Here is a 23,758-nt window from a genome sequence, read left to right on the forward strand (position 1 = left end):
CTCAGAAGTCGACCGGGACCGGCGCGTCGGCCGGGGCGTCGACCTTGGCACCGATGCCGAGCTTCTCCTTGATCTTCTTGTCCAGCTCGTTGGCCAGGTCGGGGTTGTCGCGCAGGAACTTGCGCGCGTTCTCCTTGCCCTGGCCCAGCTGGTCGCCGTCGTACGTGAACCACGCACCCGACTTGCGGACGAAGCCGTGCTCCACGCCCATGTCGATGAGCGAGCCCTCGCGGGAGATCCCGACGCCGTACAGGATGTCGAACTCGGCCTGCTTGAACGGCGGCGCCATCTTGTTCTTCACGACCTTGACGCGCGTGCGGTTGCCGACCGCCTCGGTGCCCTCCTTGAGGGTCTCGATGCGCCGGATGTCCAGGCGGACCGAGGCGTAGAACTTGAGCGCCTTGCCACCCGTGGTGGTCTCGGGGCTGCCGAAGAACACGCCGATCTTCTCGCGCAGCTGGTTGATGAAGATCGCCGTGGTGCCGGACGAGTTGAGGGCACCGGTGATCTTGCGCAGCGCCTGCGACATCAGCCGCGCCTGCAGACCGACGTGCGAGTCGCCCATCTCGCCCTCGATCTCCGCCTTCGGCACGAGAGCGGCGACGGAGTCGATGACGATGATGTCGATCGCGCCCGAGCGGATCAGGGTGTCCATGATCTCGAGCGCCTGCTCCCCGGTGTCCGGCTGCGACACGAGCAGCGCGTCGGTGTCGACGCCCAGCTTCTTCGCGTACTCGGGGTCGAGCGCGTGCTCGGCGTCGATGAACGCGGCGATGCCACCGGCCTTCTGGGCGTTGGCGACGGCGTGCAGCGCGACGGTGGTCTTGCCGGAGGACTCCGGCCCGTACACCTCGACGACGCGCCCACGGGGCAGCCCGCCGATGCCGAGCGCGATGTCCAGCGCGATCGAACCGGTCGGGATGACCTCGACGGGAGCCCGGGTCTCGTCACCGAGGCGCATGACCGAGCCCTTGCCGAACTGGCGGTCGATCTGGCTGAGGGCGGCCTCGAGGGCCTTGGAACGGTCAGGAGCAGCGGGCATGGGTCCACCTCGTCGTCTCGTGCAGCACGTGCTGCGCCTGCGGGGGCTGGTCTTGTCGCGGCGACGCTATGCCCGACCACCGACATCCCGACCGGACCGCCCCCTCCCCGCGACCGGCTCGTCACCGGGTGGGGCTGTGGTCGGCTCGACCGTGTCACCGGGCACCACGCTACCCGAACACCTGTTCGACGCCCACCACGACACGCGGGCGTCGCTCACGGCGCGGCGGGTCCCGGCACCGGGTCGACCACCACGGCCCCGCCGGGCGCGAGCACGCACGGCCGCACGCCCGGCGCCACCCGGCGCACCGCCGCCTCGAACGCCCGCCCGCCCCGGTCCATCCACCCCGGCGGCAGCCGGCGGCCGGCGGGGGCGTGCAGCGTGCCCCAGTGCACGGGCACCGCGACCCGGGCCCCCACCAGGGCGCACACCCGGGCCGCCTCCACGGGGTCGAGGTGGCCCCCCGACAGCCGCGGACCCCACCCGCCGACCGGGACGAGCGCGAGGTCCACGGGCGCGCCGGCGAGCTCCGGGACGCGTGCCAGCCCCGGGAACGATCCGGTGTCCCCGGCGAACCACACCGTCACCCCGCCACCGCGCACGACGAACCCGGTCGCGGCGTTCGGGCGGTGCGGCATGGGGCGGTGACCGTGCTCGGCCGGGACCGTGCGCACCCGCACGTCGCCCGCGACGGTCCGCCACCGGCCCTCGGGCAGCCCGACGCCGTCCACACCGTGCGTGCTGAGCCAGTGGGCGCTCGAGGGCGCGGCGAGCACGGGCACCGACCCCAGCATGCGCAGCGACGCGAGCTCGGCGTGGTCGTGGTGCAGGTGCGACAGGAGCACGGCGGCCGCGCCGCGCCAGTCGGCCCGCCGCGGGGCGGCCCCGCGGCGGCGCAGCAGCCCGGCGTGCGGCAGCAGCAGGGGATCCGTGACGAGCCGCACGCCGCCGACGTCGAGCACGACCGTCGCGTGCCCCAGCCAGCGCGCCCGCACGCTCATGCGCGCTCCGCCGTGGTGGGCCGCCCCGTCGCGACCTGGCGCGGTCGCAGACCGCGCTCGTCGAGCCACGCGACCAGCTGTGCGTGCACCGCGTCCGCGCCGACCAGCATGCGGTGCCCGTCGACGTCCTCGCACCGCGCGTCGTCGACCCCCAGGTCCGCCGGGTGCAGCAGGAACGCGAGGTTCTGCGCGCCACCCAGGCCGCCGTGCGACCCGACCTGGCCCTCGAACGCGTGGACCTGGTCCCGCGGACCCACGGTGGAGACCAGCAGCAGGTCGCCGGTGTGCGGCAGCCGCGCGGCGCGCGCGAGGTCCGCCCGGGCGCGCGACGGGTACGCGGCCAACGGGTCCACGCCCTCGACCACGTCGCCGTCGGCCTCCAGCAGGCGCAGGCCCGCGTCACCGACCGCGACGAGCCCGCGCGTCCGGGAGTCGACGACGACGACGCCGACGGCGGGTCGCGCCGCCAGCCCGGCCACCAGGCCTGGCCACCGCTCCTCCAGGTCCTCCAGCAGCAGTCGCTCGGGCGCCTCGGGGAACCACACGAGCCCGAGGTTGCCCGAACCCACCACGACCACGTCGGGCACGGCCCCACCGGCGTCGGCGGTCGAGCGCGCGGCCCGGCCGTGCTCCCGCACGCGCGGGACGCCGTCCTCGCGCACCCGCCCCCGGTGCCGGTCGGCGCCGGCGTCCGGGCCGAGCACGACGGGGTCGGTCGGCCGCCCGAGCACGCTGGTCAGCAGCGTGTTGAGCGGACCCCAGCCCTCGCCGTCGGCGCTCTCGACGCCCTCGAGGTCGGGCTCGGCCATCAGGGCCCGGACGGTCTCCAGCAGGGACCGGCCCTCCACCTGCTCGAACGTCGCCCCGAGTGTCTGGCCGTGGTCGGAGAGCACGACCACGTCGTACCGGCGGGGCGCCAGGGGCGCCACCTCGTCGAGGATCCGCACGACCTGGTCGAGGCCCTCGAGCGAGCGCAGCGCCTCGGGGCGTGTGGGGCCGGCGTGGTGCGCGACCTCGTCGTAGTCGACCAGGTCGACGTAGACCGTCGGGTCGCCGCGCACCAGCGCCTCCGCGACGAGCGACGTGGCCAGGTCGCGCAGCAGCACGTTGGACACCGCGCGCAGCAGCACGTACCAGCCGCCCCGGGACACCCGCGGGCGGACGTCGTACACCGCCTGCCGACGGGCCTGGTAGAGCTCCTTGACGATCTCGCCCGCGGTGCCGGCCACGGCGCGGGCCAGCACGAACGGGCGGGCGAAGAAGCGCACGTACCCGGGACCGGGGCCCAGCCCGTGACGCCGGCTGCGGCTCATCACCAGGTACGACGACGCCGCGTCGCCCGAGAACATGGTCGCGACCGCCGTGCCCCCGCCCGACAGCAGCCCCGTCCCGTCGCTCATCCGCTCCTCGACGACGGCCGCGTCGGCGGGATGGTTGGTCACGACCAGCCGGCCCAGGCCGCGGTCCCACCAGCGGAACGCCGGGATCGCGTCGGCGGCCCCGTGCAGCAGGCCTGCCTGCGCCGCGGGCGTCGTGCTGGGGACGGCCGACCACCAGGTGGTCAGCCGGTGGCTCCCGGAGTCGACCCAGCGCTGCAGGGTCGGGACCAGCCCGGCGTCCATGGCCTGCTCCAGGACGGGTGCACCCACGCCGTCCAGCTGCACGACGAGCAGCCCGGGCGGCCGCGCCGCACCGGCCGGGGCGCCCCGCGCGTCGCCGCGGCGCCGCGCCCGACGCACCACGTCGGCCACGACGTACGCGTTGTCGCTCGACCCCCACAGCCACCGCCCCGCGGCCATGACGGCCGCGGTGACGAGCAGGACCCACAGCACCGACCACCCCGAACGCACCTCGACGCCCGGCGCGACCAGCAGCGCCGCCCACACGACCAGGACCTGCGCCGCCAGGCCCGTGACGAGGGCACCGCCGGCACCCGCCACCCCGGCCAGCAGCCGCAGCGGGGCGCGGAGCGCGAGGTCGCCGACGCCCACCGCGAGCGCGACCAGCAGCACGCCCCAGGGCGTGACGGCGGTGATCCCGTCCACCAGGGCGATCGCGATCCCGAGCCCGAGCGCCGTCACGGCGAGCGCGAACAGCGCGTCGAGGAGGTCGCCGGTGCGGGGCAGCCACCGCGCGCGGCCCGCCGGCGCGGGGCGGTCGCCCGCGCCCTCCGCCGCGGGCCCGGTCATCGCGTCAGCGCCCCGCCTGCCGCGGTGGCGCTTGGCGGTGCTGGTCCCTGCCCCACCGGTCCGACTCGGGGACGCCGAGGGCGTCGCACAGCGCGCGCCACACGACGCGCGGCTCGACCCCGTCGGCGAGGGCGGCGGCCCCGGTCCGGCCGCCCAGCTCGCCCAGGACCATCTCGCCGAGCAGCAGCCGGCCCTGGACAGGGCCGAGCACGTCGTCCACCAGACCGGCCAGCTCGCGATGCCTCACACCCCCAGCCTGCCACCGTCCGGCGGGGCCGCGCGCGTGTCGGTCGTGCCCGACACAATGGCCCCCGTGGTGCTCGACCGGTTCTCCGCGCCGACCCGTGCGTGGTTCACGGGCGCCTTCGACGCGCCCACGGCCGCGCAGGCGGGTGCGTGGGAGGCCGTCGCGGGCGGCGACCACGCGCTGGTGGTGGCACCCACGGGGTCCGGCAAGACGCTCGCGGCGTTCCTCTGGGGGCTCGACGGCCTGCTGACGGGGCCGGCGCCGCAGGACCCGACCCGGCGCTGCCGCGTGCTGTACGTGTCCCCGCTGAAGGCGCTGGCCACGGACGTGGAGCGGAACCTGCGCTCGCCGCTGGTCGGCATCCGCCAGGCCGCCACCCGCCTGGGGACGACGCTGCCGGAGGTGACGGTCGGCATCCGGACCGGTGACACCCCGCCCGCGGAGCGCCGCGCGTTCGCGACGGCCCCGCCGGACGTGCTCATCACGACGCCGGAGTCGCTGTACCTCGTGCTCACGTCCGGTGCCCGCCGCGGCCTCGCCGGCGTCCGCACGGTGATCGTCGACGAGATCCACGCGGTCGCCGGGACGAAGCGCGGTGCGCACCTCGCCGTCAGCCTGGAGCGCCTCGACGCCCTGCTCGAGGCGGAGGGCGGGCCGGGCCCGGCCCAGCGGGTGGGCCTGTCCGCGACCGTGCGACCGGTCGACGCCGTCGCGTCCTTCCTCGGCGGCGCGCGCACGCCCGCGGACGGCGGTCGGTCCGTGGTCGTCGTGCAGCCGCCGTCGCAGAAGGTCATCGAGGTCGACGTCGTGGTCCCCGTGCCGGACCTGGGCGACCTGGCGGCCGCGGGCCGGCCGGGCGCGGCCGGGACCGCACCGGGGTCGGTCGGACGGTACGGCGGCCCGGGCATCGACCCCGACCTGGCGGGCTTCGGCGCCCCGGCGCCCGGCGCCGCTGCGACGACGGTCGAGGGCGAGCGACCCCGCGCGTCCATCTGGCCGCACGTCGAGGAGCGGGTGGTCGACCTGGTGGCGGCGCACCGCTCGACGCTGGTGTTCGCCAACTCTCGGCGCGGGGCGGAGCGCCTGACCGCCAGGATCAACGAGGTCTGGGCCGAGCGCCACGGCGCCGACGTCCCGGACCCCGGGTCGGTGCGCGCGGCGGCCGTGCCCGGGCAGTCGGGGACCGCGGCCGGCGTCGACACGCGGGACGCGGCGACGATCGTGGCGCGCGCGCACCACGGGTCGATGAGCCGCGCGGAGCGAACCCGCACCGAGACCGAGCTCAAGGCCGGCCGGCTGCCGGCCGTGGTGGCCACCAGCTCCCTGGAGCTCGGCATCGACATGGGCGCCCTCGACCTGGTCGTCCAGGTGGGCGCACCGCCCTCGGTCGCCAGCGGCCTGCAGCGCGTGGGGCGCGCCGGGCACCAGGTCGGTGCGGTGTCCCGCGGCGTTGTCTTCCCGACGCACCGCGGCGAGCTGGTGCCGGCGGCCGTGACCGCGCAGCGCATGCGCACCGGGGAGCTCGAGGCACTGGCCGTTCCGGCCAACCCGCTGGACGTCCTCGCCCAGCAGGTGGTCGCGATGGTGGCCGTCGACGACTGGGCCGTCGACGACCTGGCCCGCGTCGTGCGCCGCGCCGCCCCCTTCGCCCACCTGGGCGACGTGACCCTGCGCGCCGTGCTCGACATGCTCGCCGGCCGCTACCCGTCGGAGGACTTCGCCGAGCTGCGCCCGCGCGTGGTGTGGGACCGCGTGACGGACGTCCTGTCGGGGCGGCCCGGTGCGCTGCGCCTCGCCGTCACCAGCGGCGGCACCATCCCGGACCGCGGCATGTTCGGGGTCTTCCTCGCCGGCGGCGACACGACGGCCGACGTGGCGGTGGACGCCGAGCGCACGGGCGGCCGGCTGCGCGGCGGCAAGCGCGTCGGCGAGCTCGACGAGGAGATGGTCTACGAGTCGCGCGTCGGGGACACGTTCACGCTCGGGTCGAGCACGTGGCGCATCGAGGACATCACCCCCGACCGGGTGCTCGTCACACCCGCACCCGGCGTCCCGGGGCGCCTGCCGTTCTGGAAGGGTGACGCACCCGGCCGGCCGGCCGAGCTGGGCCGGGCGGTGGGCGCCTGGGTCCGCGAGGTCGCGGCGCTGCCGGACGCGGGTGCGCGGGCGCGGGCCGAGGGCGCGGGCCTGGACCCGTGGGCCGCGGACAACCTGCTGGCCTACCTGCGCGACCAGCAGGCGGCGACGGGGCAGCTGCCGAGCGACACGGTGCTGGTCGTGGAACGGTTCCGCGACGAGCTGGGCGACTGGCGCATCGTGCTGCACTCCCCGTACGGCGCGCGGGTCCACGCCCCGTGGGCGCTGGTGCTGGCCGGGCGTCTGCGGGAGCGCTACGGGGTGGACGCGGCCGCCATGCACGCCGACGACGGCATCGTGCTGCGCCTTCCGGACGTGCTGGACGGCGCGGCGGACGCCGCGTGGGGCGAGGACGCGGCCGCGGGTGACGGTCCCCGGCTGAGCCTGGAGGACCTGCTGCTCGACCCGGACGAGGTGCTCACGGCCGTCCGGGACGAGCTCGGCGGGTCCGCGATGTTCGCGGCCCGGTTCCGTGAGGCGGCCGGCCGCGCGCTGCTGCTGCCGCGGCGCCGCCCGGACCGCCGCCAGCCGCTGTGGCAGCAGCGCCAGCGCGCGGCGCAGCTGCTGGAGGTCGCAGCCCGGTACCCGGACTTCCCGATCCTGCTCGAGGCCGTGCGCGAGTGCCTCCAGGACGACTTCGACACCGAGGCCCTCTCCGGTCTCATGCGGGACGTGGGGACGGGACGCGTGCGCGTCGTCGAGGTGACGACTCCGCACCCCTCGCCGTTCGCGCAGTCGCTGCTGTTCGGCTACACCGCCCAGTTCCTCTACGAGGGCGACGCCCCGCTCGCCGAGCGACGGGCCGCCGCCCTCACGCTCGACCCCACGCTGCTGGCCGAGCTGCTCGGCACCGGCGGCGAGTCGCAGCTCGCCGACCTGCTGGACCCCGAGGCGGTCGAGCGCACCGAGGCCGAGCTGGCCGGCACAGCCCCGGACCGCCAGGCGGGATCCCTCGAGCAGGTCGCCGACGTCCTGCGGCGTCACGGCCCGCTCACGGCGACCGAGGTGGCAGCCCGCACCCGCCCCGAGCTCCGCGACGCGGTCCCGGTGTGGCTCGACGAGCTCGCGGCGGCGCGCCGGGCCATCCGGGTCCGCCTCGCGGGGCTGCCCGGCGACCGCGCCGAGCAGTGGGCGGCGGTCGAGGACGCCGGACGCCTGCGCGACGCCCTCGGCGTGGCGCTGCCCGTCGGTGTGCCGGAGGTCTTCACCGAGGTGCTGCCCGACCCCCTGGCCGACCTGCTGCGCCGGCACGCCCGCACGCGCGGGCCGTTCCCCGCCGCGCAGGCGGCGTCCCGGTTCGGCCTGGGCGTCGCGGTGGTCACCGAGGTGCTGCGACGGCTCGAGGCGTCGGGCGTCCTGGTGCAGGGCCGGCTGCGTCCCGACGTGCTGGGCGGGACCGGTGACGAGTTCTGCGACGCCGAGGTGCTGCGCCGGCTGCGCCAGCGCTCGCTCGCGGCGCTGCGCGCCCAGGTGGAGCCGGTCGACCCGCAGGCACTGGGCGTCTTCCTCCCGCAGTGGCAGGGCGTCCAGGCCGTCGGGCGGCGACCCTCGGGGCTGCGCGGCGTCGACGCGGTGGCCCGTGCCGTCGAGCAGCTAGCCGGCTTCGCCGTGCCCGCGTCGGCGCTGGAGACCCACGTGCTGCCGGCGCGGGTGCCCGACTACGTGCCCGCGATGCTCGACGAGCTGACGGCCGCGGGTGAGGTGCTCTGGGCCGGGCACGCGCCGCTGGCCGGGCACGACGGGCTCGTCTCGCTGCACCCCACGGCGGTCGCGGACCTCACCCTGGCCCCGGTGCCCGACCTCGACGACCCGGACGCCCCGGCGACCGACCGCGTGCACCGCGCGGTGCTCGCGGCGCTCGAGGGCGGCGGTGCCTGGTTCCTCGCCGCGATCGTCGAGCGGGTGGCGGCGCAGTGGCTGGACGAGGACGCGCCGCCGGACACCGCCGGCGTCCTGACCGCGCTGTGGGACCTGGTGTGGGCGGGCCGCGTCACCAACGACGGACTGGGACCGCTGCGTGCGTGGCTCGCCGGCGGGTCCACCGCACACCGCACGCGCCCCGCGCCTGCACGCGGGCGGCCGGTGCGGCCACGCCTCGGCCTGCGCGCCGGTGGCCGGCTCGGCGTGGGCCCGACCGGGACCGTCCCGCGCACGGCGGGACCGACCTCCGGGCCCGGCGCCGGGCGGTGGTCGCTGCTACCCGCCCGGGAACCGGACGCGACGGTGCGCGCGCACGCCCTGGCGGCCCAGCTGCTGGACCGGCACGGGGTGCTGACGCGTGCCGTCGCACCCGCCGAGGGCATCGGCGGCCGGTTCGCCGCGGTGTACCGCGTGCTGACCGCGCTCGAGCAGGCGGGCCAAGTGCGTCGCGGGTACTTCGTCGAGCGGCTGGGTGGGTCGCAGTTCGCGCTGCCCGGGGCGGTCGACAGGCTGCGCACCGACGCGGAGGTCGTCGACCGGGCCCGTGAGCAGGCGGCCGACCGCCGCGACGCCGGCCCCGCCGGGCCGACGCTCCCGTGGCAGGACGTCGCCCCGCCCGCCTGGGGTGGCCCTGCCGGGCCGGGCACCTGGTCACCCGGTGCGGGGAGCCCCGCCTCGCGGCAGGAGCCGCCGTGGTCCGTGGTGCTGGCCGCGACGGACCCCGCCAACCCGTACGGCGCCGCGCTGGCCTGGCCCGACGCGCCGCCGGGGCGCGACGCGACCGGCCACCGCCCGGGCCGCAAGGCGGGCGCGCTCGTCGCCCTGGTGGACGGGGCGCTCACGCTCTACCTCGAGCGCGGCGGGCGCACCCTGCTGACCTTCACCGACGACCCCACGATCCTCGCCGCGGCCGCGCAGGCGCTCGTCACGACGGCCCGCGACCGACGCACGGGCCGGCTGACCGTCGAGCGCATCGACGGGTCGCCCGTCCTGTCCGCCGAGGTGCTGCGCTCCCCCGCGGTCACCGCCCTGACGGCGGCCGGGTTCGTCACCACACCGCGCGGCCTGCGCCTGCAGGTCCCGTGAGGGCCCGCGGAGGACGCCGTGCCCGAGGGTGACGTGCTGCGGCGCACCGCCGCGCACCTGGACCGGGCGCTGGCCGGCCGTCGCCTGCTCCGGGCCGACCTGCGCTGGCCCACCGCGGCGGCGGTCGACCTGGTCGGCCGCACCGTGCTCGGCACGCGGCCGTACGGCAAGCACCTGCTCACCCGCTTCGACGACGGCCGCACCCTGCACACGCACCTGCGCATGGACGGGACATGGCGCATCGTCCCCACGGGCGGGCCGCGCGCGGGTGCCCGCGCGCCCGACGTCCGGGCCGTCCTGGGTGACGAGCGCTGGACGGCGGTGGGCCACCACCTCGGCATGCTCGACGTGGTTCCCACGAGCACGGAGCGAACGCTGCTCGCGCACCTCGGCCCCGACGTCCTCGACGGCGACTTCGACACCACACCGGGCGTCCCGTGGGCGGGACCACCGGTGCTGGACCTGCCCACCCCGGGGATCGAGGAGGCGCTGCGCCGCTGGGCGGCTCAGGGTGCCCGGCCCGTCGCGGAGGTCCTGCTCGACCAGCGGGTCGTGGTCGGCATCGGCACGATCTTCACCGCCGAGGCGCTGTTCGCGCGGGGGTGGTGGCCCTGGGCCCCGGCGTCGGAGGTGACGGACGCCGACGAGGTGCTGCGCGCGGCCCGGGCGCTGCTGCGGGCCTCGGTCGCGCAGGGCAGGCCCACAGCGGCCGTCTACGGCCGGCAGGGTCGCACGTGCCTGCGGTGCGGTGCGCGCGTCGCGCGCGGGGACGTGGGCGAGCAGCCCACGCAGCGGCAGGTCTACTGGTGCCCGGGGTGCCAGGTGCGCGGTCGTCCCTGACCGCGGACCTCCGCCTTCGGGCGTCTCGCATGCGGACCGCGCGCCGCCTCGGCGACGCGCGGGACGGGTGCCGGCTCAGCCGACGGGCGCGAGCTCCGAGCGCGGCATCGCCCACCCGGCGTCGCCGCCGAGCGCTCGCTCGGTACCGCCGACGCCCGCGCAGGCCGTCAGGTCCGCCGGCACGGTGTCGGGGATCAGCAGACCCTCCGCCACGGCGACACGGTCGCTGACCTCGCGCAGCACGAGGGAGAGCGGTACGTCGAGCGCGTCGCAGATGCTGCTGAGCAGCTCCGACGACGCCTCCTTCTGCCCGCGCTCGACCTCGCTGAGGTACCCCAGCGAGACGCGGGCGGCCGAGGAGACCTCACGCAGGGTGCGGCCCTGGCGCTGGCGCGCGTCCCGCAGGACGTCGCCGATCTCTCGTCGCAGGACGACCATCTGGGCTCCTCCCCTCACGTCGTGTCCCCGGTTCTCCGACGGGCCCGCCCCACGCGGGGCCGTCGCACTTGACGCTCCCGGCCGAGAAGCCGGGAGACGTCCACCGTACCGCGCACCGCCCACGCGTGCGTTCGTGCCTCGCAGGGGCGGCCGGGTGCTCGTCATATCCCCCCCAACGCGACGCCCCTCCGGCGTGTTCCCGGCGCCGGTGAGGCGATGGGGGTGAGGTCACGGGGTGACCTCCCACGGTCAGGGGCCGAGCACCTGCGCAGCGAGGCTCAGCACAGCGGCGCAGGCCGCGGCGCGGACGTCCCGGCGGTCGCCCGGCAGGTCCAGGCTGCGCACGTGGCGTGCCTCGGGGGTGACCACCGCGACGTGCACCGTGCCCGGTGCGTGGCCGTCCTGCGGGTCGGGCCCGGCCACGCCCGTGGTCGCCAGGCCCACGTCCGCGCCGAGGCGCTGCCGTACCCCCGCCGCCATCGCGACCGCCACCTCGGGATCCACCGCACCGCGCGCCGCGAGCAGGGCCGCGTCGACCCCCAGGACGCTCGCCTTGAGCTCGGTGGCGTACGCGACCACGCCCCCACGCAGGACGCGTGAGGCGCCCGGCACGTCCACGAGCGTGGCCGTCACCAGACCACCGGTGAGCGACTCCGCGACGGCCAGCGACCACCCGCGCCGTGCCGCGGCGTCGAGGACGGCGGCCGGCGCGGCACTCACAGCCCTGCCGCCGGCGGCAGGCCGGCTGCGCGCCGGATGCGGACGGCGTCCCGCACGTAGTCGAGCCCGGTGAGCACCGTGACCAGGACGGCGGCGGCCATGACGACCGCGGCCGGCACCCCGACGAACGCCGGCAGGTGGTCCAGCGGGAGCAGGTACAGCGAGATCGCCACGGCCTGCAGGACCGTCTTGAGCTTGCCGCCGCGGGAGGCCGGCAGCACGACGTACCGCAGCAGGAAGAACCGCATGACGGTGATGCCGAGCTCACGCACCAGGACCAGCACGGTGACCCACCACCAGAGGTCCCCCAACCACGACAGCAGCACCAGTGCGCTGCCGATGAGCAGCTTGTCCGCGATCGGGTCGAGCATCTTGCCGAGGTCGGTCACCTGGCCGGAGCGGCGCGCGAGCCAGCCGTCGAGCCGGTCCGACGCGGCGGCGAGGACGAAGAGCCCCGTGGCCAGCAGCCGGCCACCGACGGTGTGACCGCCGTCGGCCAGCAACGCCACGGCGAAGAGCGGGACAACGGCGATGCGCAGCACAGTGACGACGTTGGCCGCGTTCCAGGCGGAGGGAGCGTCGGAGACCACGCGCACAGCCTAAGCGCCGGTCGGTGGGCCACCCGACAGGGCGCTTCTCACCTGCGGGATCACACGTCCAGCGGTGTCGCCCGTGTCCCCCGCGGGGCTAGCGTCCCGGGCGTGCCTCGACATGCCCGGGACCCCGGAGCAGCGGTGCTCCCCGTGGCCGTGGCGAGCACCCTGGCCGCGCTCGTGCTGGTGGGCGCCGCCGGAGCTGCCGGCGCCCTCGCCCTGGGGCCCGCACCGGCACCGCCCGTCCCGACGGTGGCGGGGGCCCACGCGTCGCGCCCGACCGTGACGCCCACCCCGCCGCCCGACCCCGACCCCGACCCGGACGTCGAGCTCACCGTCGTCGCCGCAGGCGACGTCCTGCCGCACATGCCCGTCCTGCGCTCGGCCCGGGTCGACGGCGGCTACGACTTCGACCGCCTGCTCGGCCCGCTCGACCCGTGGGTCCAGGGCGCCGACCTGGCGCTGTGCCACCTGGAGGTGCCCGTGGCACCGGACCGCTCGGCACCGTCGGGCTACCCCGTCTTCGGGGCCCCTGCGGAGCTCGCGGCAGGGCTGGCCGACCAGGGCTGGGACGGCTGCTCGACCGCCTCGAACCACGCCGTCGACCGCGGGTGGGCCGGGGTCGTCGCCACGCTCGACGCGCTCGACGCCGCGGGGCTGGGACACGCGGGCACGGCACGGTCGGCGGCCGAGGGCGCCGACCCGCAGCTCTACCGCCTGGAACGCGGCGGCCGCACGGTGACCGTCGCGCACCTCTCCGCGACCTACGGCACCAACGGCATGCCGGTCGACGCCGACAAGCCGTGGTCGGTCCAGCTGCTCGACGTGGACGACGTCCTCGCGCGGGCCGGCGCGGCCCGCCACGCCGGTGCCGACGTGGTCCTGGTGAGCCTGCACTGGGGCACGGAGTACCGCACGGCACCGACCGACGTGCAGCGGGCGGTCGCGCAGCGCCTCGCCGACGCGGGCACGGTCGACCTCGTGATCGGGCACCACGCCCACGTGCCCCAGCCGGTCGAGCAGCTCGCCGGCGGGCCGGGAGGGGCCGGGATGTGGGTCGCCTACGGCCTCGGCAACTACGTGTCCAACCAGGACGAGGCGTGCTGCTCGCGCGCCACCGCCTCCGGGCTGCTGCTGACCGCCCAGGTCGTCGCGACGGGGGCCGATCCCGCCGCCGGCACGCCCGCCGGGCCCGCCCGCGTGGTCGGGGTGCAGTGGACGCCCGTCACGGTGGACCGGCGCGGCGGGCACACGGTCCACGCGCTCGTCGACGTCCCGGCCGGCTCGGCGGGCCTGTCGGCCGCCCAGGTGGCCGACCGGCTCGCGCTCGTCCGGGACGCTGCGGGCACCGCGGCACCCGAGCGCCTCGCACCGGCCCTGGCCACGGGCCCTGCACCGGTGGCCGTCCCGCGCGGTCGGTGAGCCCGGCCGCACCGCCCGCGGCTCCTGCCCGCACCCACCCGCGGTGCGTGCGTCGCACCCGCAGCGCACCGCCGCCGCGGGTGCCGTCAGGGCATCGGGCGCGCGCCGCCGTACAACCAGCCCTGCCCGTAGCGCCAGCCGTTGCGCCGCAGGAAGTCGGCCTGCTCCTCGTTCTCGATGCCCTCGGCGATCGTGACCATCGCGAGCTCCCGCGCCAGGGCACCCAGCGCGCGCACCACCTTGCCGGCCGTCGGGTCGTGCGGGATGCCGGAGGTGAACGACATGTCGAGCTTGACCCCGGCGACGGGCAGGTCGCGCAGGTAGGACAGGGGCGAGACGCCCGTGCCGAAGTCGTCGAGCAGGATCGGCACGCCCGCGGCCGAGAGCTGCGTCAGCTCGTGGCGGATGCGCGTGCCCGACGCCACCAGGGACGACTCGGTGAGCTCCAGGACCAGCCGGCCCGCCGTGACGCGGTGCCGCGAGAGGTCCTGCAGCAGCCGCGTGGCGAGCTCGGAGTCCCCCAGCTGGTCGGCGGACACGTTGACGGACACCCAGCGTCCGTCGTCGGCGGTCCGCGCCAGGTGCTCGACGACCTGCGTGGCCACGAGCTGCCCGAGCAGCACCGACACCCCGGCCTCCTGCACCTGGGGCAGGAACGCCCCCGGCAGCAGCAGCCCGCGGTGGGGGTGCTGCCACCGCACCAGCGCCTCGTAGCCGACCACGTGCCCGTCGGACAGGTCGACGATCGGCTGGTAGTGCACCACCAGCTCCCCGGCCTCGATGGCCTCCACCAGCTCGCGGTGCACCATCGAGGGCGCGGCGATCTCCATCGAGGTGTCGTAGACCTCGGTGCGCCCGCGGCCGCTCTGCTTGGCCCGGTAGAGGGCCGCGTCCGCCGCCGCGAGCAGCGTCGGCGCACCCGCCTCGACCAGGTGCGGCTCGGCGAGCGCGATGCCGATGCTCGCCCGTACCCCGAGCCGGCGGCGGCCGACCCGCACGGGCTCGGCGAGCCCGGAGTGGATCTCGTTCGCGACCTCGAAGACCGCCTTGGCGGCGTGCACGTCCTGCAGCACCACGACGAACTCGTCACCACCGAGCCGCGCGACGGTGCTGCTGCCGGAGGTCGCGGCCCGCAGCACGCCGGCGACGTGCACGAGGATGTCGTCGCCCGCGGCGTGGCCGTAGCGGTCGTTGATGTCCTTGAACCCGTCGAGGTCGCACGCGAGCACCGCGATGCGGTCCACCGCCCCCGGCTGGGCGAGCGCGGCCTGCAGGACCTCCTGGAGCAGCGTGCGGTTCGCCAGCCCCGTCAGCGGGTCGTGCATGGCACGGTGGGTGAGCATCTCCGCCTGCATGCGGGACTCGGTCGCGTCGCGCACCTGGACGACGAAGTGGTCCGGCCCGCCGTCGGCGGCGCGCACGAGCGCCGCGTCCAGCACGACCCACACCAGCTGGTCGTCGGCACGCCGGCACCGCATCTCGAGCGAGAACCGCTGCTGGCCCCCGCCGAGCAGCTTGTCCATCTCCATGCGCTGGGCGGCGCGGTCCTCGGGTGCGCTGAGCTCGTCGACGCGGTAGCCCCGCAGCGCCGCGGCGTGGGTGCCGAGCAGCTCGGCGAGCGCCACGTTGGCCTCGGTGATCCGCCAGTCGAGGTCGACGAGCGCCATGCCGATCGGCGCGTTCTCCATGGCGACCCGGAACTGCGTCTCGCTGCGGGACAGCGCCACCTCCACGTCGTGGCGGGCGGTGATGTCGACCACCGTGGTGAGCACGGCGATCTCCCCGTCCTCCTCTGCGGGCACGGAGCGGCTCGTCACCTGCACCACCGACGGCCGGTTGCCCGGACCGGGTGGCACGAGGGTGACCACCGTGGTGCGCTCGTCCGCGTCGCCCTCGTGCCGGCCCAGCACCAGGCCGGGGTTCACCGCGAGGCCGCGGTCGTCCAGCAGGACGACCGGGAGACGCGAGACCGGCACCCCCACGACGGCCTCCCGCTCGACGCCGAGGATCTGAGCGGCCCGCTCCGACAGGTCGAGCACGTGCCCGTCCCGCGACTGCACCACGACACCTTCGGCGGTGACGCGCTGCAGCGCGTCGTAGCGCCGGTGCAGCTGCCGGGCCACGCGGACCAGCTCGGCGTTGCGCCGGGCCTGCGACCGCTCGCGGCGCAGCAGCACCAGCACGGTCGCGAGCGCACCGACGGCGACCACCGCGATGACCGTCGTGACGATGCTGTACGGGCCGACCAGACCAGCGTCCACGCCGTGGCCGCTCAGTCGCCGTCGGCGGGGACGTGCCCGCCGGGGCTCTCCTCGTCCGCGAGCGGCGCCGGCTCCGGCGCGCTCTCGCCGCGCAGCATCGCCAGCGTCGCGGGCAGGTCGTCCGGCTGCAGCAGCACCTCGCGCGCCTTCGAGCCCTCGGACGGACCGACGATCTCGCGCGACTCGAGCAGGTCCATGAGCCGGCCCGCCTTCGCGAACCCGACGCGCAGCTTGCGCTGCAGCATCGACGTCGAGCCGAACTGGGTGGTCACGACGAGCTCGGCGGCCTGCAGCAGCAGGTCGAGGTCGTCGCCGATGTCCTCGTCGACCTGCTTCTTGGTGGCGACCACGGCGACGTCCTCGCGGTACACCGGCTTGAGCTGCGTCTTGACGTGCTCGACGACCGCGTGGATCTCCGACTCGGAGACCCACGCGCCCTGGGTGCGCATCGGCTTGGCCGCGCCCATGGGCAGGAACAGGGCGTCACCCTGGCCGATGAGCTTCTCGGCGCCGGGCTGGTCCAGCACGACGCGGGAGTCGGTGAGCGAGCTCGTGGCGAAGGCCAGGCGGGAGGGGACGTTGGCCTTGATGAGGCCGGTGACGACGTCGACGGACGGGCGCTGGGTGGCGAGCACCAGGTGGATGCCGGCGGCCCGCGCGAGCTGCGTGATGCGCTGGATCGAGGCCTCGACGTCGCGCGGGGCGACCATCATGAGGTCGGCGAGCTCGTCGACGATGACCAGGAGGTACGGGTAGGTCGCGATCTTGCGCTCGGACCCGGGCAGCGGCTTGACCTTGCCGGCGCGCACGGCGGCGTTGAAGTCGTCGATGTGCTTGTACCCGAACATCGCCAGGTCGTCGTAGCGCGCCTCCATCTCCCGCACCACCCACTCGAGGGCCTCGGCGGCCTTCTTCGGGTTGGTGATGATGGGGGTGATGAGGTGCGGGATGCCCTCGTACAGCGTGAGCTCGACGCGCTTGGGGTCGACGAGGATCATGCGGACCTCGTCGGGCGTGGAGCGCATGAGGATCGAGACGATCATCGAGTTGACGAACGACGACTTGCCCGCACCGGTGGCGCCCGCGACCAGGAGGTGCGGCATCTTGGCGAGGTTGGCCACGACGTAGCCGCCCTCGACGTCCTTGCCGACGCCGATCACCATGGGGTGCTCGGTGCGCTTGGCGGCCGACGAGCGCAGCACGTCGCCCAGCGCGACCGTCTCGCGGTCGGTGTTGGGGATCTCGATGCCGATGGCCGACTTGCCGGGGATCGGCGACAGGATGCGCACGTCGGCGCTGGCGACGGCGTAGGCGATGTTCTTGCTCAGCGCGGTGACGCGCTCCACCTTGACGGCGGGCCCGAGCTCGACCTCGTAGCGGGTGACCGTCGGCCCCCGGGTGAACCCGGTGACCTGCGCGTCGATCTCGAACTGCTCCAGGACCGACGTCAGCGACTCCACGACCCGGTCGTTGGCGGCCGAGCGCACCTTGTGCGGGGCGCCCTTCGCCAGCACGTCCTCGGTGGGCAGGATGTAGACGACGTCGCCCTCGAGCATCGGCTGCTCACCGCGCGGGACCCCGCTGGTGGGCGGCGCGGGCAGCTCGGCCTCGACGGCCGCCATCGGCACGGTGGGCGCGGTGGGCGCCATGCGCCGGGTCTCCAGCGCGTCGGCGGCAGCCGCGGCGGCGGCGGCCTCCTCCTCCTCGCGCGCCACGACGGCTGCGCGCTCGAACGCCTCGTCGCCCTCGTACCCGTCGAGCCGCCCGTCCTCCGGCGGCGCCAGGTCCTCGGCCCGGCGGCGGCCCAGGAGACGCCGCGGCTTCTTGGCCGGGGGCTCGGGACGGGCGCTGTGCAGCGCCTCGATCACCAGGGGCGCGTCCTCGTCCACGTCCTCGGCGGGGTGCTCGTGCTGGCCGGTCAGGCGGCGGTAGAGGCCGCGCAGACGGGGCCCGATCTGGTGCACGGGCGTCGCCGTGACCACGAGCACCCCGAAGAAGGCGAGGATGCCGAGCAGCAGCCCCGCCACGATCGTCGTCAGCAGCGTGGCGAGCGGCGTGCCGACGCCGAAGCCGACGATGCCCCCCGCGGCGCGGACGGCAGCCATGTCCTGCGTGGCGGGCAGCCCGTTCGCGAGGTGGACGATGCCGCACACGGCGACCGTGATGGCGCTGAGCCCGATGCCGATGCGCGAGTTGGCCTGGACGCGGTCCGGGTGCCGCATCAGCCGCACGCCGACCCCCAGCAGCACCACGGGCACCGCGACGCCGACGACGCCGAACGTCCCGGCCACGACGTTGTGGATGACGTCACCGGCCGTGCCGGACAGGTCCCACCACTCGCGCGCGGCGACGACCACGGCCAGACCGACGAGCGTCAGCGCGAGGCCGTCGCGCCGGTGGGCGGGGTCGAGCTCGCGGGCACCGGCCCCGACGTGCCGGGCGGTCCCGCCGACGAGGTGCGCGGCGCCCATCCAGACGCGGCGCACGATGCGCACCGGCAGAGCGGGTTGACGCGGTGCCGGGGGGGCGCCACGCCCCGCGGGACGGGACGCGCCGCGCGGCTGGGCGCCCTTGGGTGACCGGGGCGACGCACCGGAGGCACGCGTGGGGCGCGCGGGGCCGGGGGTCGTACGGGTCGCCATGGTCCTCACGGTAGCCGCACCGGGCGCCGCTCCCCGGCGACCGGGGGTCGTGTCGCCCGGTGGCACTCGCCACTCCCGGGTGAATCGGGGCTCCTCAGGCGGTCAGCAGACCGACGCCGAGGGTCACGACGCCCGCCGCGACGGCCAGCGCGCCGAGCGGCAGCAGGGCGACGAGGCGGTTGGGCCGCGTCCGGCCGGACCCCGCGGCGGACAGGAAGAACCCGGCCGGCAGCAGCACGGCGCCGACGAGCACGCCGGTCTGCGCGAGCCACCGCCAGCCCCCGGTGAGGGACGTGGCCTCCCCGAGCAGCAGGCACACCAGTCCGAGGGTGACCAGCACGCCGGCGTGGGCGTGCCCGGCCCGGTAGAACGAGCGCTGGAAGTCGGTGGCCGGGGCACGCCCGGTGACGACCCGCAGCAGGAACCACCCGCCGGACTCGATCGTGACGACCGCGAGGGCCACCACCCCCGCCGTGCTGCGCGCCGCGTCGGTGAGCTCGATCATGAGGCCACCTCCTTTCGTAACACTGTTACAGAACACCGTTACGGAATCCTTGTCAAGCCCCTTATCCTCAGGACGTGCCCCGCCCCCGCAGCCACGACGACACCCTGCGCGAACGACTCCTCGAGGAGGCGACCCGTGCCGTGGCGGACGACGGTGCGGCCGCGCTCACCGTCCGCGACGCCGCCGCCCGGGCCGGGACGTCGTCCAGCGCCGTGTACGCGCTCTTCGGCGGTCGGGACGCGCTGCTGCAGGCCGTCGGCGACCGCGCCGCGGCCCGGTTCGCCGCGCGGCTGCGCGACGCACCCGCCACCGGCGAGCCGGGCGCGGACCTGCTCGCGCTCGGGGCGGCCTACCGCCGCTTCGCCCTCGACGAGCCGCAGGCGTACCGCGTCATGTTCGCGCGCCCCGGCGCCGGGGCCCGCCACCCCGCGAGCGGACCCGTGGACGAGGCGCCCACGTTCGTCGTGCTGCGCGACGCCGCCGCCCGCGCACTCGCCGCGAGCGCCGCCGCGCCCTTCGACCCCGACGGCGCCGACCGCGACGCGGTGGCCGCCGCCGCGACCGGGCTGTGGGCGCTCACCCACGGCTGGGTGATGCTCGAGATCGACGGCCTGCTCCCCTGGCCGCCGCACGAGCGCGACGTGCGGTACGTCGCCGCGCTGCGCGGCGCGGGCCCCGGCCTGCTGCGCGGCACCCCGCCCGGCGCTGTCCGCGACGGCCCGGACGGGTCCCGGACCCCGTAGCCGGGCGCCCGGGCACGCCTGCGGGTGGGGGGTCCGCGGGCCGCCGGCCCGGTACCCGCGGCCGTCGGTCGCCCGTGTCGGTGGCCGGTGCCACCATCGGCGTATGACGTCAACCGCCCCCGGTGCCACCCGCGCGGCGGTCCTGCGGTACCGGGTGCACGCCCAGCAGCTCGACGCCGCGCCGGCGACGAGCGCGGACCCCGCAGCGCCGACCGTGCTGGACGCCGGCGTGCAGGACACGGGACCCGACGGGGCCCTGTGGGCGCTGGCGCTGCGCGGTGCGGACGTGCGGGCGGGCGAGCCGCCCGAGGCCCTCGTGCTCGCCTGGACCCTGCGCGGCGCGCCGCACGCCTACCGGCGGGACGAGCTGGCCGCGGTCGAGGCCGCGGCCCGGCCCTGGTCGGCCCGTGACGCCGCCCAGCGGCTCTTCGACGCCGCACGCCCCCTGCGTGCGGCCGGGATCGACCTGCGCGACGCGCTGGCCACGGCCGCGCGCACCATGCGGGACGTCGTGACGGCGCCGATGCCGAAGGGTGCGGTGTCGACTGCCCTGACGTCCCGGCTGCCCGAGCCCTACCTGCGGTGGTGCCGCACGTGCGGCGCGACGCACGTGTACGAGCAGACGTTCCGCCTGGCCGCGCTGCACGGGGGCCTCGAGCTGGTGCCGGGGACCTCACCGCCGGTGCTGCGCCGGGTGACCGGCTGGCCGCCCGACGCCGTCGGCCGCACGGACGCACCCGGGCCCGGCGGGCGGCACGACCTCGTCCGCACGGCCCTGCACCTCCTGGGTCCGTCGACCCCCCGCCTCGTCGCCGCGTACCTGGACGCCCCGGTGGCTGACGTGACGGCGCGCTGGCCGCACGACGTCCACGAGGTCGACGTGGCAGGAGAACCACGCAGCGTCCTCACCGCGGACGCCGACGCGCTCGCCACCGCCCACGACGTGCCGCCGGCGCCCGTGCGGCTCCTCGGCCCGTACGACCTGTTCCTGCAGGCGCGGGACCGCGAGCTCCTCGTGCCGGACGCAGCGCGACGTGCGGCGCTGTGGCCGGCGCTCGGTCGGCCGGGCGCCGTGCTGCGGGACGGTGACGTCGTCGGCACCTGGCGCCCGCGTGCCCGCGGCGCCCGTCTCGCCCTCGAGGTCGACCCGTGGACGCCGTGGGACGCGGCCACGCGGCGCGCGGTCGCGACGGAGCACGAGCGCCTCGCGGAGTTCCGGGGCAAGCAGCCGGCCTGAGCCGGTGTCCCCCGGGACGTGACGAGGCCCCTGTCGTCCCGGCGCGGGCCGGGACGACAGGGGCCTCAGCGGATCACGCCTCGACGACCACGGGGATGATCATCGGCCGGCGACGCAGCTTGTTGGACACCCAGCGGCCCACGACGCGGCGCATCACCTGCTGGAGCTGGTGCGTGTCCGTCGCGCCCGACCGGGCGGCGTCCTCGAGCGCGGCCGTGAGCACGGGCAGGATCTCGTCGAAGACGTCGTCCTGCTCGGCCACGCCGCGGGCGTGGATCTGCGGACCGGCGAGCACCTTGCCGTCGCCGGAGGACACGACGGCGAAGATGGAGACGAAGCCCTCGTCCCCGAGGATCCGACGGTCCTTCAGCTCGGCCTCGGTGAGCTCGCCGACGCTGGACCCGTCGACGTACACGTAGCCGCAGGGCACGGCGCCGACGACGCGGGCGCGGCCGTCGATCAGGTCGACCACCACACCGTCCTCCGCGAGCACCACGCGGTCCGCCGGTACACCGGTCTTCACCGCGAGCGCGGCGTTGGCGATGAGGTGCCGCACCTCGCCGTGCACGGGCATGACGTTGCGCGGTCGCAGGATGTTGTAGCAGTAGAGCAGCTCGCCGGCGCTGGCGTGGCCCGAGACGTGGACCTTGGCGTTGCCCGAGTGCACGACGCGCGCGCCCAGCCGCATGAGGCCGTTGATGACGCGGAACACGGCGTTCTCGTTGCCGGGGATGAGGCTCGAGGCGAGGACCACGGTGTCACCGGGGCCGACGGACACCTTGTGGTCGCCGTTGGCGATGCGCGACAGCGCGGCCATGGGCTCACCCTGCGACCCGGTGCACATGAGCACGACGCGGTCGTCGGGGAGCTTCTCGATCTGCTTCTGGTCGACCAGCACCCCGTCGGGGACCCGCAGGTACCCCAGCTCGGCGGCGATGCCCATGTTGCGCACCATCGACCGGCCGACCAGGGCGACCTTGCGCTCGTTGGCCACGGCAGCGTCGATGACCTGCTGCACGCGGTGCACGTGGGACGCGAACGACGCCACGACGACACGTCCGGTGGACTCGGCGAAGACCTGGTCGAGGACCGGCCCGATCTCCCGCTCGGGGGTGACGAAGCCGGGGACCTCGGCGTTGGTCGAGTCGACCATGAACAGGTCGACACCCTGCTCGCCGAGGCGCGCGAACGCGCGCAGGTCGGTGATGCGCCCGTCGAGCGGGAGCTGGTCCATCTTGAAGTCACCGGTGTGCAGCACGGTGCCGGCGGGGGTCCGCACGGCGACCGCGAGCGCGTCCGGGATGGAGTGGTTGACGGCGACGAACTCGCACTCGAAGGCGCCGAGCTGCTCGACCTGGCCCTCGCGCACCGGCAGCGTCAGCGGCGCGATGCGGTGCTCCTTGAGCTTGGCCTCGACGAACGCGAGGGTCAGCTGCGAGCCCACCAGCGGGATGTCGCGGCGCAGCCGCAGCAGGTACGGCACGGCACCGATGTGGTCCTCGTGGCCGTGCGTCAGCACGATCGCGTCGATGTCGTCCAGGCGGTCCCGGATGTAGTCGAAGTCGGGCAGGATCAGGTCGACGCCGGGCTGGTGGTCCTCGGGGAACAGGACGCCGCAGTCGATGACGAGCAGCCGCCCCGCGTACTCGAGGACGGCCATGTTGCGCCCGACCTCACCGAGCCCGCCGAGGGGGACGATCCGCAGAGCGCCCTCCGGCAGCGGCGGGGGCAGGGTCAGGTCGGGGTGCGGGTGACTCATGGAGCTCCTGAGGGATCGGTGGGTCCCGACCGCTGCGTCACGCGCGGTCGGTGCCCGCGACGACGCCCAGCAGACCTGCGGCCGCCAGACCGGCACGCACGTCGGCGGCCTCGTCGTCGGTGAAGGGGACCAGGGGAAGCCGGGAGGCCCGGCTGTGGAGGATGCCGAGCTCGACGAGCGCGGCCTTCGCGGCCGCCGCCTGGAACCCGGCGCCGTTGAGGGCCGTGACCACGGGCAGCAGCGAACGGTAGACGTCGAGGGCGGTCGCGGGGTCGCCGGCCTGCCAGGCCGCGAACAGGCGCGCGAAGCCCTCGGGCGCGGCCTGCGTCGCGACGCCCACGAGGCCGACGGCCCCGTGCGCGAGCTGCGCGAGGGTCAGGGCGTCGTCGCCGCTGTACCAGGCCAGGCCGGTGCGCACGATCGACCGGGCGGCGGCGACGACGTCGCCGGACGCGTCCTTCATCGCCACGACGTGGTCCAGGGCGGCGAGGCGGTCGATCGTCGAGGCCGCCAGCCGCACCCCGGCACGGCCGGGGACGTCGTAGAGCATGACGGGCAGGTCCGTGGCGGACGCGACGGCCCCCACGTGGGCGACGATGCCGTCCTGCGACGGCCGCGAGTAGTACGGGGTGACGACGAGCAGCCCGTGCGCGCCGGCCTCCGCGGCCTGCTCGGCCATGCGGACGGCGTGCGCCGTGTCGTTCGACCCGGCGCCGGCGACGACGTACGCACGGTCACCGACGGCCTCGACGACCGCGGCGACGATCTCGGCCTTCTCCGGTGCGTGGGTCGTCGGCGCCTCGCCGGTCGTGCCGTTGAGGACCAGGCCGTCGTGCCCCGCGTCGACGAGGTGCTTCGCGAGCCGGACCGTGGCCTCGAGGTCGACGGCGCCGTCCGCGGTCATCGGGGTGACCATGGCGGACAGCAGCGACCCGAACGGGTGGGTTGCGGAGGTCACGGCGGGCATGCGCACACGG

Annotated in this window: 17 protein-coding genes; 5 read left to right on the forward strand and 12 right to left on the reverse strand. The window is 76.1% G+C overall.

Annotated features, from left to right (window positions below; all coding sequences use genetic code 11):
- Position 1: 1 nt before the first annotated feature.
- The 4 genes from recA to J1G43_RS11905 all read right to left on the reverse strand — a co-directional run bounded on the left by recA (position 2) and on the right by J1G43_RS11905 (position 4,479).
- The gene (gene recA / locus J1G43_RS11890) at positions 2-1,042 is read right to left on the reverse strand and encodes a recombinase RecA (RefSeq protein ID WP_207341370.1); all 1,041 of its coding nucleotides are present in this window, start codon (positions 1,040-1,042) and stop codon (positions 2-4) included.
- A 215-nt stretch (positions 1,043-1,257) separates the two neighbouring features.
- A complete protein-coding gene (locus J1G43_RS11895; protein ID WP_207370707.1) occupies positions 1,258-2,043 on the reverse strand; it encodes an MBL fold metallo-hydrolase in 786 nt (261 codons plus the stop codon).
- A complete protein-coding gene (locus J1G43_RS11900) occupies positions 2,040-4,232 on the reverse strand; it encodes an alkaline phosphatase family protein (RefSeq protein WP_207341372.1) in 2,193 nt (730 codons plus the stop codon). The genes J1G43_RS11895 and J1G43_RS11900 overlap by 4 nt, the downstream gene beginning before the upstream one ends.
- 4 nt (positions 4,233-4,236) lie before the next feature.
- Positions 4,237-4,479: a DUF3046 domain-containing protein gene (locus J1G43_RS11905; RefSeq protein ID WP_207341373.1), complete on the reverse strand. Its 243-nt coding sequence runs from the start codon at positions 4,477-4,479 to the stop codon at positions 4,237-4,239.
- 57 nt (positions 4,480-4,536) lie between these two features.
- Between J1G43_RS11905 and J1G43_RS11910 the strand changes: the two genes are divergently transcribed.
- Positions 4,537-9,621 (forward strand): DEAD/DEAH box helicase, encoded by a 5,085-nt coding sequence (locus J1G43_RS11910; protein ID WP_207378578.1) that lies wholly within the window; start codon positions 4,537-4,539, stop codon positions 9,619-9,621.
- A gap of 18 nt (positions 9,622-9,639) precedes the next feature.
- Positions 9,640-10,461 carry a DNA-formamidopyrimidine glycosylase family protein gene (locus tag J1G43_RS11915; RefSeq protein WP_207341374.1) on the forward strand — a complete coding sequence of 274 codons (822 nt, stop codon included), beginning with the start codon at positions 9,640-9,642 and terminating at the stop codon, positions 10,459-10,461.
- 75 nt (positions 10,462-10,536) lie between these two features.
- Here J1G43_RS11915 and J1G43_RS11920 read toward each other — a convergent pair whose 3' ends face one another.
- From J1G43_RS11920 to pgsA, 3 genes are all read right to left on the reverse strand, one after another.
- Complete coding sequence (locus J1G43_RS11920) at positions 10,537-10,899, reverse strand: helix-turn-helix domain-containing protein (RefSeq protein ID WP_207341498.1); 363 nt, start codon at positions 10,897-10,899, stop codon at positions 10,537-10,539.
- A 249-nt stretch (positions 10,900-11,148) separates the two neighbouring features.
- Positions 11,149-11,619, reverse strand: coding sequence for a CinA family protein (locus J1G43_RS11925; RefSeq protein ID WP_207378505.1), 471 nt, complete (start codon positions 11,617-11,619; stop codon positions 11,149-11,151).
- Positions 11,616-12,209, reverse strand: a complete 594-nt coding sequence (pgsA, locus tag J1G43_RS11930) for a CDP-diacylglycerol--glycerol-3-phosphate 3-phosphatidyltransferase (RefSeq protein WP_207378506.1) — start codon at positions 12,207-12,209, stop codon at positions 11,616-11,618. The genes J1G43_RS11925 and pgsA overlap by 4 nt, the downstream gene beginning before the upstream one ends.
- Positions 12,210-12,320: 111 nt before the next feature.
- On the opposite strand from pgsA, the gene J1G43_RS11935 reads away from it, so the two are divergent.
- Positions 12,321-13,634 carry a CapA family protein gene (locus J1G43_RS11935; RefSeq protein ID WP_249670846.1) on the forward strand — a complete coding sequence of 438 codons (1,314 nt, stop codon included), beginning with the start codon at positions 12,321-12,323 and terminating at the stop codon, positions 13,632-13,634.
- Between the two features lie 86 nt (positions 13,635-13,720).
- Here the strand turns inward: J1G43_RS11935 and J1G43_RS11940 are convergent, their stop codons facing one another.
- The 3 genes from J1G43_RS11940 to J1G43_RS11950 form a co-directional block, all read right to left on the reverse strand.
- On the reverse strand, positions 13,721-15,895 hold the full coding sequence (locus J1G43_RS11940) for a bifunctional diguanylate cyclase/phosphodiesterase (RefSeq protein ID WP_207341377.1): 2,175 nt from the start codon (positions 15,893-15,895) through the stop codon (positions 13,721-13,723).
- 11 nt (positions 15,896-15,906) lie between these two features.
- Complete coding sequence (locus tag J1G43_RS11945) at positions 15,907-18,537, reverse strand: DNA translocase FtsK (protein ID WP_242635674.1); 2,631 nt, start codon at positions 18,535-18,537, stop codon at positions 15,907-15,909.
- A 94-nt stretch (positions 18,538-18,631) separates the two neighbouring features.
- Positions 18,632-19,042 (reverse strand): hypothetical protein, encoded by a 411-nt coding sequence (locus J1G43_RS11950; protein ID WP_207370708.1) that lies wholly within the window; start codon positions 19,040-19,042, stop codon positions 18,632-18,634.
- 74 nt (positions 19,043-19,116) lie between these two features.
- Between J1G43_RS11950 and J1G43_RS11955 the strand changes: the two genes are divergently transcribed.
- Positions 19,117-19,785 (forward strand): TetR/AcrR family transcriptional regulator, encoded by a 669-nt coding sequence (locus tag J1G43_RS11955; RefSeq protein WP_207378507.1) that lies wholly within the window; start codon positions 19,117-19,119, stop codon positions 19,783-19,785.
- A gap of 103 nt (positions 19,786-19,888) precedes the next feature.
- Entirely contained in the window at positions 19,889-21,022 is a 1,134-nt protein-coding gene (locus tag J1G43_RS11960) for a DNA glycosylase AlkZ-like family protein (protein ID WP_207378508.1), read from the forward strand.
- Positions 21,023-21,095: 73 nt separating this feature from the next.
- Here the strand turns inward: J1G43_RS11960 and J1G43_RS11965 are convergent, their stop codons facing one another.
- Both J1G43_RS11965 and dapA read right to left on the reverse strand, forming a co-directional pair.
- Complete coding sequence (locus tag J1G43_RS11965; RefSeq protein WP_089802168.1) at positions 21,096-22,781, reverse strand: ribonuclease J; 1,686 nt, start codon at positions 22,779-22,781, stop codon at positions 21,096-21,098.
- A gap of 37 nt (positions 22,782-22,818) precedes the next feature.
- Positions 22,819-23,748 carry a 4-hydroxy-tetrahydrodipicolinate synthase gene (gene dapA / locus J1G43_RS11970; protein ID WP_207341381.1) on the reverse strand — a complete coding sequence of 310 codons (930 nt, stop codon included), beginning with the start codon at positions 23,746-23,748 and terminating at the stop codon, positions 22,819-22,821.
- Between the last annotated feature and the right edge of the window lie 10 nt (positions 23,749-23,758).

The organism is Cellulomonas sp. zg-ZUI22 (genome assembly GCF_017353535.1).
Classification (GTDB): Bacteria; Actinomycetota; Actinomycetes; order Actinomycetales; family Cellulomonadaceae; genus Cellulomonas; species Cellulomonas wangleii.